Source organism: Blautia sp. An81, from assembly GCF_002161285.1.
GTDB lineage: Bacteria > Bacillota > Clostridia > Lachnospirales > Lachnospiraceae > Blautia > Blautia ornithocaccae.
This window is the reverse complement of record NZ_NFHH01000005.1, coordinates 94,506-106,420: the sequence shown is the minus strand read 5'-3', so window position 1 is coordinate 106,420 and position 11,915 is coordinate 94,506. Positions and strand designations below refer to the sequence as shown.

Below are 11,915 nucleotides of genomic sequence, written 5' to 3'. Positions count from 1 at the left end.
CCTCCTAGAATAAGCTGTAAAGCTGTGTCAGAGGAAGTTTGTCAGCAGGTTTGGAGGTGATATGTTCTCCGTCCACTTTTACCTCATAGGTTTCCGGGTTTACTGTGATCTGGGGTGTCTCGCTGTTGAATTTCATGTCCTTTTTACCGATGTTGCGGCAGCCGGATACAGGAACCACTGTTTTTTCCAGATGATATTTTGTCTTTACGTCTTCTTCCATGGCTGCCTTAGATACAAAGGTCAGGCAGGAAGCATATTTTGCCTTTCCGTGAGCGGCAAACATAGGCTTGTATATTACCGGTTCACAGGTGGGAATGGAAGCGTTAGCGTCCCCCATCTTTCCGGCAATGATCATGCCGCCTTTGATGATCAGGTCAGGTTTGATACCGAAGAATGCAGGATTCCACAATACCAGATCGGCGAATTTTCCTTTCTCTACAGAACCTACATAGTCGGCTACGCCATGGGTAATGGCCGGGTTGATGGTATATTTGGAAATATAACGTTTTGCCCGGAAGTTGTCGTTTCCGTGGCCTTCATCCTCAGGAAGGGCTCCACGCTCCCCTTTCATCTTGCTGGCAGTCTGCCAGGTACGGGTGATGACTTCTCCCACACGTCCCATAGCCTGAGAGTCAGAGCTCATCATGCTGAAGACGCCCATGTCATGGAGAACATCTTCTGCGGCAATGGTTTCCGGACGGATCCTGGAATCTGCAAAAGCTACGTCCTCTGGGATCCTCTTATCCAGGTGGTGGCAAACCATCAGCATGTCCAGATGCTCATCCAGAGTATTTACTGTATAAGGCATGGTAGGGTTAGTAGAAGAGGGAAGTACGTTGGGAGCTGCCGCTGCCCGGATAATGTCAGGGGCATGGCCGCCGCCGGCGCCTTCTGTATGGTATGTATGGATAGTTCTTCCTGCAATGGCTGCCAGAGTATCTTCCACACAGCCCCCTTCATTAAGAGTATCTGTATGGATGGCTACCTGCACGTCATAGTCGTCGGCCACGTTCAGGCAGTGATCAATGGCAGCAGGAGTAGAACCCCAGTCTTCATGAAGCTTCAGTCCCATAGCGCCGGCTTTGATCTGTTCCACCAGAGCTTTCTCGTCAGAACAGTTTCCTTTTCCAAGAAGACCGATGTTCATAGGGTATTCTTCACAGGCCTTTAACATCATTTCCATGTTCCAGGGGCCTGGAGTACAGGTGGTGGCGTTGGTGCCGTCGGCAGGTCCTGTTCCGCCGCCGATCATAGTGGTGACGCCGCTGTACAGGGCACATTCTACCTGCTGGGGGGAAATGAAATGGATATGGGTATCCAGTCCGCCGGCAGTGAGGATCAGGCCTTCACCAGCCAGGGCCTCTGTGGAAGCGCCCACGGTCATTCCGGGAGTTACCCCGTCCATAACTGCAGGGTTTCCGGCCTTGCCGATGCCTGCGATCTTTCCGTCTTTAATTCCGATATCTGCTTTGTAGATTCCTGTATAATCCAGGACCAAAGCGTTGGTGATCACCAGATCCAGGTCTCCGTCGGCGCTGGTAGTCTTTACAGACTGTCCCATGCCGTCACGAAGGGTTTTGCCGCCGCCGAATTTACACTCGTCCCCGTAAGTGGTGTAATCTTTTTCTACTTCAATGACCAGGTCTGTATCTGCCAGCCGTACTTTGTCCCCTGTGGTAGGGCCGTACATCATGGCATATTTCTCTCCGGATATTTTTGCGCTCATATTCATACCTCCAAGATTAGTTTGTGTATTTTAAAGGAATCCTTTCTGCTTTGCCTTTTCCATGGAAGCGGCTTTTGTCCCTTCCACAGCCTGGGCGCAGGTCAGATCGTTCAGTCCGAAGATCCGCCTGGTGCCTCCCATGGCAGTGAGGACAACTTCCTTTTCCTCTCCCGGTTCAAAACGGACAGAAGTTCCCGAAGGAATATCCAGATGGAAGCCATAGGCTTTTTCCCTGTCAAAGGACAGACAGCGGTTTACTTCAAAGAAATGAAAATGAGACCCTACCTGCACAGGACGGTCTCCGGTATTTGTGACCATCAGCGTAAGGGAAGGCTTCCCTTCATTTAATGTAATTTCCCTTTCCAAGGGCATGATTTCTCCGATTTTCATTGCGTTACCTCCTGATCGCATTACTGAATAGGGTTGTGTACGGTGACCATTTTGGTTCCGTCAGGGAAGGTGGCTTCCACCTGTACTTCTGAGACCATATCGGCCACTCCTTCCATTACATCGTCTCTGGAAAGAAGCTTTGTTCCCAGATGCATAAGTTCTGTAACCTCCTTACCGTCTCTGGCCATTTCCATTAATTCCGAACTGATATAGGCTACCGCTTCCGGGTAGTTCAGCTTCAGTCCTCTGGCTTTCCGCTCTTTTGCCAGATTTCCGGCCAGATGAAGCAGGAGTTTTTCCTGTTCCTTAGGTGTCAGTCTCATACTTTCTTCCTCCTTGCGCATAAAAATAAAAAAAGGCAAAGACGCTTCTTTCGGCGTCTTTGCCTTTATGGGAGAGATAGTAGCATGGGAGAAGAAAGATGTCAAATAAAAGTTCTTATTTCTTTATTGAGAAAAAAGTATTTTTATACATATTAAAAAATATCTGATCAGCAGAAAATCGGAATACTATGAATAATTTTTTGGGGTTTTTAAAATTCTTTGTGAAAAATACCAAAGATAAAAGGACCTGGATACAAAATATAAGTGAATTATACACGAAACCGTTAGAAAACGGAGTCTTTTATGTAATGAATAAATTTTGTTGCAGCAGCGGAGAAGACAAAATTTTTCTTCCAGGCCAGAACGGCGCCGGTCTCCAATGCTGGGGAAAAAGGAATAAAACACAGGTCATTGGAGATATTTTCAATATAAAAGCACAGAGCGACTCCAATATGGTTTTTCACCATGTCTGCGGCATTTAAGATCAGATTATAGTTGGCTGCCACGTCAAGCTGATCGTAAAAGTCCCCGAACCAGTTGGCCAGTTCGTTTTGTACCATTTCTCTCCGTGACATCAGAAGCGGAACTTTTGCCAGATCCTCCGGCGTCACAGTTTCTTTAGAAGCAAGGGGAGAGTCCTTCCGTACCAGTACGCCCCACACCTCTTTCTTTTCCAGACGGAGAAACTCATATTTCCCAATATCCACAGGCTCCGTGAACAGACAGATATCAAGAAGTCCTTTTTCTATCCGGTCCTTCAGGTCATCAGCCGTTGCACTGTAGATATTATAATGGACAAGGGGATATTTTTCCCGGAAAGCTGCCATTTTCCGGGAGAGAAAGGTCATGTTCCGGGTTTCGGCACAGCCGAAAAAGATTTCCCCGGAAAGGGCTTCTGCTTCATGGGATAATTCTTTTTTTGCCTTATCTGCAAGTTCTATGATCTCCTGAGCCCGCCGCTTCAGCAGCATACCATCTTCCGTAAGGACTATCCGATACTTGCTCCTGTGGAAAAGAGTGGTTCCCAGTTCCTCTTCCAGCTGTATAAGCTGCCGGGAAAGAGTAGGCTGGGTAATATGAAGCAGGTTGGCAGCTTTTGTAATATTTTCTTCCCTGGCAACCATTAAAAAGTATTTTAAAACACGGATTTCCATAAGATGATATACCTTCCTTTCTGTTGTTTCTGTCTTTAAGCATATATGATTTTGGTCAGAAGTTCCAGTATTATGGAAATTTTGAAGGAAAACTCTCTCACACTTTAGAAGATGAGCTTTTTCAGGAAAACAGGCGAAAAGCACAATTAAAAGCATATAAGACAGGATTCCGTTTATTGTTCATAGTCATATGGCTTATGGGACTTGGGATGTTTTCCCGAAATGTAGAATGGTGTGCCATCTTCATGCTGATTTCTGTTTCCTTTATTTATGCCCTGGTCCTTTTCCTCAGCAATTATTTCCTGTACCGTTATGAAAAAGGAGAGTAGATCATGGGTGCAGATTTTGTTTGTAATTTAAAAGTATATCGCACGGCACAGGGACTTACCCAGGAACAGCTGGCCGAGATCGTAGGGGTCCGGCGGGAAACCATTATGAGATTGGAAAAAGCCCAGTATAATCCTTCCCTGAAACTGGCCATTGATATTTCAAGAGCTGTGAAAGCTCCCATAGAAGATATTTTTGTTTTTAAATAAATTATTTTGTTGTTCCCGGCTGGCTGTTCTGCTTTATCCATTTGATATGCATTACATACAAGCGGTTAGTCTTTACGATTGACCGCTTTTCAAGAATTTTAATATAATGGGGAACAGAAACTCCGGAACAGGGAGAAAGGCAGGGCGAAAAATAAATAGAAATATTGAAGAAGATTTTTTCAATATTCGTATCATAATAGAGGTGTCGTAATATGAAGAAGTTATTTATTACAGTAACAAAAGCAATTTTTTTCTTTGTTGGATGGGCTGTTTTAGCCGGATTGTTACCTATTCCCGATTCCCCAAATGGTGCAGTTTGGAGATTTTGGGCTGAACTTATTCCGTTTCTATGTGTTGTGGGTTTAACTCTGATCTTCTGGCTAATGGAGAAACGAAAAATAGAAATGCATATCATCTCCAAGCCATTCAGAAGTGTTTGCATCGGCTTTGGGACGGGTGTCCTTTGGCTGGGTGCTGCCATCATAATTTTAGCTGGACTGGGGGTAATGAGAATTACAGCCACTGACACTTTTCCAATGTTATGGCTATGGCTGCTTTCCGCACTTATAAACACAATCATGCAGGAATTATTGGTGCGAGGTTATCTCTACCAAATGATAAAGCGTAACTATAATGTGGTTGCGGCAATGGTTGTTACTACGGCATTGTTTACCTTTATGCATGGAGGTGCCTTTGAAGCAGGTATTGTGTCAGTACTAAATGTTATTACGATGAGTATTTTAATGACTACGGTATTAGAATATATCCAATCACTGATTGCTCCCGTGATGATGCATTTTGTCTGGAATGGTGTTGGAGGAATTATTTTCGGCGCTGTTTCGCTGGCAGACGATTATCCACATCTGTTCACAACAGTTTTTACTGGAAACACACTGCTATCTGGTGGAATGCCTAAAATGGAAGGAAGCATAGTCGTTTTAACCATAAATATAGCATTGACATTACTATTTCTGCTTTTTCTAAAAAGCAACGAAAAGTCGCGTAACGTCATTTTACAAAAAATGGAATATCGCAAGTAGATCATGGAACGCCCAGATAGACGTTCCTTTTCTATTTCCAGCCGTTCAGTAATGGACGGCTTTTTCTATATTCTCTACAGGAAAGTCCTTGGGATTGCCCTGTAGGATAAAAAATCCACCGGGAGGGAGACACACCTGCAATACCGGCTATAGCTGATCCCAGATACATGTCCGCTTGGCTCGCTGATCCCAGGAATAAAACCTTTGGGTATATACCGGAAAACCAACTGGATATTCTGAAGACTTTGTAAATATTCTATAATTATCTACAAAGTCAGAAGGGGTTGTATAAATTATACAAATTTGAAAACGGCAGGGTCAGGAGGAAGGAAAGATGAGCAACTATGGAATACGATTTTCTATTCTGGATCTGGGAATCATGAAATCCGACGTTAACCTTGTAGTGCCTGGAACTGTGAAGGCCACCCGTTCCAATCCGGAGGCAAAGACTTATATGCTCGAAAAGCAGTACCGGAGAAAACAGTGAGATCCAGACAGCAGCTCATGGGCAGGTGGATGCAGGGACACGCCAGAACTTCTATCTGTGGGAGGAAGGCAATATGCCTTCAGAAACAGAGTATACGGAAAACAATGGCGGTTATGCAGATGACCCCGGCTTCCGTCCTACAGTGAGAACATTTCCTGTGCCCGAGGGAACAGAGGTTAAAGGCGCTGTACTGATCTGCGCAGGGGGAGCCTTCCAATACCGAAGTGACCAGTATGAGGGAACTCCTGTGGCGGAAGCGCTCAGCCAGCGGGGCTATCAGAGCTTTGTGGTGGACTACAGATTAAGGCCATATACCCAGGAAGAAGGAGCCTTGGATCTTGCCCGGGCTGTCCGGTTTGTCAGAAGCCACGGAGAGGAATACGGAATCGATCAGGAAGATATTGCAGTTATGGGATTTTCCGCCTACCTATTTTGCATACGGGACCAGGGATCCTTTTGTAGGGGAATTTGAAGAATGTATCCAGGCTTTGGAAGAAGCAGGAGTATCTGTAGAATCCCATGTGCTGGAAGGAATGCCCCATGGTTTCGGAGCAGAAGGGGGCTGGATAGACGGATATGATCAGTGGCTTGGCAGTATATTTGCAGAAGGATAAAAAATCAGGAGGAAGAGGTATGGGAAAAACATGGCACATTTACAGAAACAGTCTTAGGGTTATCCTTTTGTCCGGGGTTCTGTCTTTTATGCTGCTTCTGTCAGGCTGCGGCCAGACAGAGGAGAGCTCCCGGACAGATTCATCAGATGCAAACCCTTCAGAGAAAGCTGAAACTGTAGAGAACGGGAGCAGTGGTGAGGAGGAGGATTATACCTTAGAGACAAAGGTTATGGATGTGATCAATGATCCGGTATTTGGAGATTACGGGAGACTGATTTTTCCTGTGGACCGGACGATTGATGAGGATCTGGAACTACAGGATGTGGGAGAGATCCTGACCTGGTATAACAATGTGAATCCAGACCGTACGGTGGAGATTGCAAATTATCTGAAAGATCAGGTGGAGTCAGGAGAGGAGATTTTCTATGACATTTATACAGATGAAGAAAAGGCGGAAGATCCTGACAAGGAAAATACAGGGCTCTTTTTCTTCCGGGGAGAGCCGGGAGCAAAGACTGCAGTGATCAATGCAGGAGGAGGTTTTGTCTATGTGGCTGCCATGCATGACAGCTTTCCCCATGCAATGGAACTGTCCCAAAAAGGATACAATGCTTTTGCACTGATCTACCGGCCAGGAGCAGATACGGCCTGTGAAGATCTGGCAAGAGCCATCGCCTTTCTCCATGAAAACGCAGATGAACTTCAGATTGATATGACGGATTACTCCCTTTGGGGCGGCTCTGCAGGAGCACGTATGGCGGCCTGGCTGGGATCCTATGGAACAGCGGCATTCGGAGAGGAAGAATATCCGGCTCCGGCAGCCGTGATCATGGAGTATACAGGCCTTTCGGATGTGACAGGCAATGAATCGCCCACTTACGCCTGTGTGGGAACTAATGACGGGATCGCTTCTTATCGTTCTATGGAAGATTACATCAGCCGGATACAGGAAAATGGAACAGATGCAGAAATCCAGGTGTTTGATGGCCTGAGGCATGGGTTCGGCCTGGGGGAAGGAACTGTGGCAGAAGGCTGGATCGATGAGGCGGTCAGCTTCTGGGAGAGAAATGCAGGTTCTGAATAAGAAGAAAGACGGTATGCCCCGTGGACAATGGCATTAAGTTAAGAGAATCTCACATCACAGAAAATGTGGTGTGGGATTTTTTGAGATTAAGAATTGACAAATAAGCAAAAACAGGATCTAGCCGGCCTTGTTTCTAACCCCAAAACAGATTTTTCTAGAAACAGAAAAATCCCATATGAGAAAATGATCCTTTCCTTCTATGGGAGTTCGGGCATAGGGGGAATAAAAGGGGGGGTGACGGAATGGTACACGAAAAAGGTGGCTACCCTATGAATTTCATTGAATGGCTGATTTTTAACTGATATAATGTGAATATAGAAATCGATAAATTGGAAAATGAACCTCTGCCAAAAGTAGGAGCGTATAGTGTTGTTTTAGACTCTAACGACAATGGCGTATGCGTTATTCAAACCCATAAAGTGACTGTTGTCCCATTTAGCGAGGTAACAGCAGAACACGCATATAAAGAAGGTGAAGGAGATAAATCCTTAGATTATTGGCGAGAAGTGCATGAAAAATTCTTTGCCGAATGTCTGAATGAAGTAGGACTGAAATTCACTTCTGATATGAAAGTTGTATGTGAAGAATTTTCTGTCGTTTTCAAAGAGCAAGTATGAAGGAGCGGAGTTGAAAATGGAATTTAGAAAAATTGACAAATCTAACTACTGGGATTGTATATCGTTGACCGTTGATGACAGCCAAGAGGGATTTGTCGCAGACAATAAACAGTCATTGGTTGAGGCAGCTTACGAGGATGGACTTTATACTTTGGGCATCTACCACAAAGAAACGATGGTGGGATTTGTGCTGTATGATTATGACGATACTTTTCCTGGATGGTCTATGAGTCGTTTTATGATTGGTAAGCAGTTTCAAGGAAAAGGTTATGGAAAAATGGCAGCACGAGCATTTCTTGATTACTTCAAAGAAAAACATAATGCTGACAAACTGTATATCAGTGTATCATTGGAAAATACAGTGGCACGCAAAATGTATGCGTCTATCGGATTTGAGGAAATCAAAGAGATTGAATATACATTCTTGGGTATGCAATTCAAAGAAATGCAAATGGTAAAAGAATTATAACAGACTGACAAATCCTAAGTTGTAGAGCAGAAAATTGGAAGTTGTGTAGGGATAAGTTTATATGAATGAGTATATTGTTGGTTTAGAGAGAGAATTTTCTTTGACAGAAAATGGTTTTAAGCTGGAAGAAAGTAGAGCATTAAGTGATTATAAATCTCATGATACTGAATTTGTCAAAAAGTTGGCGTTTTTAGCATACAAATCTATGGTATATCAAGTAAGAATGTATGCCGTATTTCTTTTTGGGTATCTATCAGAAGATGATAATGTTTTAGCTTTTATGAGAGATACAGTTTCTAATGATGATAACTGGAGAGTTCAGGAAGTATTAGCAAAATCCTTTGATGAGTGCTGTAAGAAAAAAGGATACGAAAATGCTATTCCTATTATTGATGAATGGTTGAAAAGCAGCAATCCTAATACTAGAAGGGCGGTTACAGAAGGTTTAAGAATTTGGACAAGTAGACCTTATTTCAAAGAAAATCCTATGGAAGCGATTGAACGATTAGCTGATTTGAGAGAGGATTCCAGCGAATATGTCAGAAAATCGGTAGGTAACGCTTTAAGGGATATAAGCAAAAAGTATTCAGAACTGATAAAAACTGAACTAAATAATTGGAAGTTGGAGAGCAAAGAAATCAATCAAGTATATAACTTAGCAAATAAATTTGTTAAGTTATAAATCCTAAGTTGTCGAATTTGAAGTTAATGAGGGGAGAATAAATGGATAAAGAAAAAAAGAGGAAGTTTCATTTGGTGTTATATGGAATTGCTATTCCTGTTAGTTTGTTCGCTCTATATACATTTATCTTTGTTTTTGATAATGGTATCGGGTGGAAAATTGCGTTAATTATTATTGGTTTGGGTTGGCTTATATCCGCTATCTCCGGGTTTATAGAAAATTTGAAGAAATAGAACAATCCTGCTTTATCTGTACACAATTATGAAGTCTAAGCTATAACAAAATTAATCATATGTTAAAGAAGTGAACTGTTAAGGTGGAGAATAATGGGTAAGGGCTTTGAACGATATAAATGATGCCTGTATTTTGCAGGGGCATTGCTATCAAGACAACTAAAACTTGTGTTGGCATGGGGTGTAATCCATGAGAAATAAATATCTAAAACAACTAATCTATATAGTTATTCCAATTATTACAGTATTCGTATGTAGATTATTGAAAGTAGCACAGGGGGAAAAGAATGAAGAATTCGTATTTGGTATAATGATTGGAATACTTTTTGATATTATTTTCTTGACTATTCAAAAATTAAGAAATCAGTAGTTTCTAATTTGAAAGTATCGTTAATGGGATATAATATAAGCAATAAGTATCGAATAAGACAGAAAGGAAAAGTGCGATCCAGACGTAACCGCGGTTATGCCAAGAATTGTTTGTGGGATAGCAAGAATTTTGATATAATGGGAACAGGAACCCTGACGCCGGGAAAAAGGTAGGAGGATAAATACACATAAGCTATAAACCCCTTTGGCATACGCTGGTTCGTATCTGAGAAGCCCTGAATTGTGGCGTTTTGGACGTGATTGAGTTGGAACAAGATGAAGTTGCTGAAAAAATAACAGAGTGAATAAACAAATTCAAGGAGGAAAGGTCAGATGAAAAAAGTAATTTTAGGTTCAGCAATGATTTTAGCAGGAATAATTTCTATTGCACAGGTTTTGGCTGGCTCGATGGCTAATGAATGGACAGTAAACGGGGAATTTTCTTCACTCTGGAACATCTCGCAATATGGTCTTATGCCAACCATTTACATTTTTGCCGGTATCGCAATTATAGGTTTTGTTTTGGCCGCATGGGGATTGATTGATAAGAAAGATTGAATATTGCAATTCCTGTTTTTCGGAAGGATTTGACATAACAAATCCTATTATGCTTATATCACTTGCTACACTTTTGTTGATAAGAAGTGTAGAATATAAAAATAGTAGAGAAAAAAGTGGTTTTGTCCTTACCGGTTTAACCGCAGTTTCTGTTTATGTTGTTGTGATTTATAATGTTTTTATAGGATAATCAACTTCTCATTTATCGAGCAGATAAGATTTTACACAAAGGTAATTCAGCCAGCCGGGCACGGCTGGCTGTTCTGTTACTCCTTATGTTCCAATACCGCTTTTATCATGGCAAGTGCAAGCGCCTGTTTGCTGGGAGATATATCCTTCCAGAGGGCTTCTATCCCCCGGATGGTACTGATTTCATTTTCTTCCAGTTCGTCTTGAAGAAGATAATCCGGCGAGATTTTCAGAGCCTTGCAAATGTCTATGAATACCGGCAGGCTGGGCATTTTTACGCCGCCCTCAATCTGTCGGAGATAAGTAGCGTTGATATTGCACATTTCCGAGAGCCGATCAGCAGTTAAGCCCCGGTCTTTCCTTACTGCGTTGATACGCTTTCCTAATCCGTTCTTTTCCATAATCCATACCCATCTATTAGCTATCAGTTATCATTTTGTACACTTTAAGACTATAATATGATTGCCGTTTTCAATAGCTTCTGATAGACTATAAGATATTAGCTTATAGCTTGTTGGAGGGTATGGATATGAAAAATGTATGGAGAAAGCTGCGGGATAATTGGCTGTACTTTTGGGTAGATGATGAACTGGACATGGACAAAAAACATCTAAGTCAGCACGATAAGCGTTCCCTGCTCTATGACGGTTTTATGATAGGGGCTGTCACATTTGTTTTTCTCCCAATCGGTATCATGGCCGGAAATATATGGACAAACCATCGAAATCAAAAAAATATGGAAGAATTTTTAGGGACAATCGCTACATATATGGCAACGGCCACAGATGATGAATACGAAAAAATCGCCCAGGCTATCCGGTGTGATTTAGTGTACAGCCAGTACGGGCAGGATATCGAAAACCTTATCCGTTATATCCCGAATACGGCTGATGGCTGCTGTCTGGAACGGGGCTTCCTGGAGCGTATCAATCTGGTTTTCCTGAATACTGGCGAAGCCTATTTGATGATGATGTCAAATCCCAACATGGACAGTGCTACCGCTTCCATTGACTGGGGATGGGGCATTGTGAGCGCCCACAAAATGAAAACGCATTTTTGTGATGATTGTATCCGGGAAATCCTGACTACCGTTGAAGATGGATTTATAGACGAAGCTGTAATTTGTGACGCCGAGGAAAAGACCTTCTACCCTGTCGCAGAGGGAGATTTACAAATCGGGGATTATTCTTTCCACACCTACGGCGAGGATGGCGGCTATGAGATAGAAATTGCATATACTGGCGAATAGAAAGCGCTGCCGTTGTAGGAACACTTATTCCCACAACGGTAGTTTTCGTTTTCTTTTGCCCCGGAATTTGAAGGGGCTGTTGTTTGATGTTCGGGGATTTTGATAGTATCCTTTTGCCCCCTGCAAAAAAAATAAAAAAATTAGCACTCAGGACTTGACAGTGCTGATGATATGTGTTATATTACAACTAGAACA

Annotated in this window: 18 protein-coding genes; 13 read left to right on the top strand and 5 right to left on the bottom strand. The window is 42.7% G+C overall.

The features are described from left to right. Nucleotides 1-4 precede the first annotated feature (4 nt). From ureB (B5G33_RS06490) to B5G33_RS06475, 4 genes are all read right to left on the bottom strand, one after another. Nucleotides 5-1,726, bottom strand: a complete 1,722-nt coding sequence (gene ureB / locus B5G33_RS06490; RefSeq protein WP_087417094.1) for an urease subunit beta — start codon at nt 1,724-1,726, stop codon at nt 5-7. A 30-nt stretch (nt 1,727-1,756) separates the two neighbouring features. Continuing rightward, nucleotides 1,757-2,116: an urease subunit beta gene (ureB, locus tag B5G33_RS06485; RefSeq protein WP_087417093.1), complete on the bottom strand. Its 360-nt coding sequence runs from the start codon at nt 2,114-2,116 to the stop codon at nt 1,757-1,759. Nucleotides 2,117-2,136: 20 nt separating this feature from the next. Continuing rightward, the gene (ureA, locus tag B5G33_RS06480) at nt 2,137-2,439 is read right to left on the bottom strand and encodes an urease subunit gamma (RefSeq protein WP_087273718.1); all 303 of its coding nucleotides are present in this window, start codon (nt 2,437-2,439) and stop codon (nt 2,137-2,139) included. Nucleotides 2,440-2,723: 284 nt separating this feature from the next. Beyond that, complete coding sequence (locus tag B5G33_RS06475; protein WP_087417092.1) at nt 2,724-3,593, bottom strand: LysR family transcriptional regulator; 870 nt, start codon at nt 3,591-3,593, stop codon at nt 2,724-2,726. A 23-nt stretch (nt 3,594-3,616) separates the two neighbouring features. Here B5G33_RS06475 and B5G33_RS06470 point away from each other — a divergent pair, with 23 nt between their 5' ends. The 12 genes from B5G33_RS06470 to B5G33_RS06415 all read left to right on the top strand — a co-directional run bounded on the left by B5G33_RS06470 (nt 3,617) and on the right by B5G33_RS06415 (nt 10,282). Further along, on the top strand, nt 3,617-3,922 hold the full coding sequence (locus B5G33_RS06470; protein ID WP_242974548.1) for a DUF3796 domain-containing protein: 306 nt from the start codon (nt 3,617-3,619) through the stop codon (nt 3,920-3,922). A gap of 3 nt (nt 3,923-3,925) precedes the next feature. Further along, nucleotides 3,926-4,129, top strand: a complete 204-nt coding sequence (locus B5G33_RS06465) for a helix-turn-helix transcriptional regulator (protein WP_087273723.1) — start codon at nt 3,926-3,928, stop codon at nt 4,127-4,129. Nucleotides 4,130-4,341: 212 nt separating this feature from the next. Next, nucleotides 4,342-5,169, top strand: coding sequence for a CPBP family intramembrane glutamic endopeptidase (locus B5G33_RS06460; protein WP_087417091.1), 828 nt, complete (start codon nt 4,342-4,344; stop codon nt 5,167-5,169). Between the two features lie 334 nt (nt 5,170-5,503). Then, on the top strand, nt 5,504-5,656 hold the full coding sequence (locus B5G33_RS21330; protein ID WP_158229584.1) for a hypothetical protein: 153 nt from the start codon (nt 5,504-5,506) through the stop codon (nt 5,654-5,656). A 73-nt stretch (nt 5,657-5,729) separates the two neighbouring features. After that, entirely contained in the window at nt 5,730-6,128 is a 399-nt protein-coding gene (locus B5G33_RS06455) for an alpha/beta hydrolase (protein WP_087417090.1), read from the top strand. Further along, nucleotides 6,013-6,270, top strand: a complete 258-nt coding sequence (locus B5G33_RS22725) for an alpha/beta hydrolase (RefSeq protein WP_442856600.1) — start codon at nt 6,013-6,015, stop codon at nt 6,268-6,270. Before B5G33_RS06455 ends, B5G33_RS22725 begins: the two co-directional genes overlap by 116 nt. A gap of 19 nt (nt 6,271-6,289) precedes the next feature. Continuing rightward, nucleotides 6,290-7,354 carry an alpha/beta hydrolase gene (locus tag B5G33_RS06445; RefSeq protein WP_191386456.1) on the top strand — a complete coding sequence of 355 codons (1,065 nt, stop codon included), beginning with the start codon at nt 6,290-6,292 and terminating at the stop codon, nt 7,352-7,354. Between the two features lie 308 nt (nt 7,355-7,662). Then, entirely contained in the window at nt 7,663-7,971 is a 309-nt protein-coding gene (locus tag B5G33_RS06440; RefSeq protein ID WP_087417088.1) for an ASCH domain-containing protein, read from the top strand. Nucleotides 7,972-7,987: 16 nt separating this feature from the next. Next, nucleotides 7,988-8,440: a GNAT family N-acetyltransferase gene (locus B5G33_RS06435; protein ID WP_087417087.1), complete on the top strand. Its 453-nt coding sequence runs from the start codon at nt 7,988-7,990 to the stop codon at nt 8,438-8,440. A gap of 61 nt (nt 8,441-8,501) precedes the next feature. Beyond that, on the top strand, nt 8,502-9,122 hold the full coding sequence (locus tag B5G33_RS06430; protein WP_087417086.1) for a DNA alkylation repair protein: 621 nt from the start codon (nt 8,502-8,504) through the stop codon (nt 9,120-9,122). A 41-nt stretch (nt 9,123-9,163) separates the two neighbouring features. Then, complete coding sequence (locus tag B5G33_RS06425; protein ID WP_054353191.1) at nt 9,164-9,355, top strand: hypothetical protein; 192 nt, start codon at nt 9,164-9,166, stop codon at nt 9,353-9,355. Nucleotides 9,356-10,057: 702 nt separating this feature from the next. Next, on the top strand, nt 10,058-10,282 hold the full coding sequence (locus B5G33_RS06415) for a hypothetical protein (protein ID WP_087417084.1): 225 nt from the start codon (nt 10,058-10,060) through the stop codon (nt 10,280-10,282). A gap of 266 nt (nt 10,283-10,548) precedes the next feature. On the opposite strand, the gene B5G33_RS06410 is transcribed toward B5G33_RS06415, so the two are convergent. Then, nucleotides 10,549-10,872, bottom strand: a complete 324-nt coding sequence (locus tag B5G33_RS06410; RefSeq protein ID WP_087417083.1) for a helix-turn-helix domain-containing protein — start codon at nt 10,870-10,872, stop codon at nt 10,549-10,551. A gap of 128 nt (nt 10,873-11,000) precedes the next feature. Between B5G33_RS06410 and B5G33_RS06405 the strand changes: the two genes are divergently transcribed. Beyond that, nucleotides 11,001-11,720 (top strand): hypothetical protein, encoded by a 720-nt coding sequence (locus B5G33_RS06405; RefSeq protein WP_087417082.1) that lies wholly within the window; start codon nt 11,001-11,003, stop codon nt 11,718-11,720. Nucleotides 11,721-11,915 lie beyond the last annotated feature (195 nt).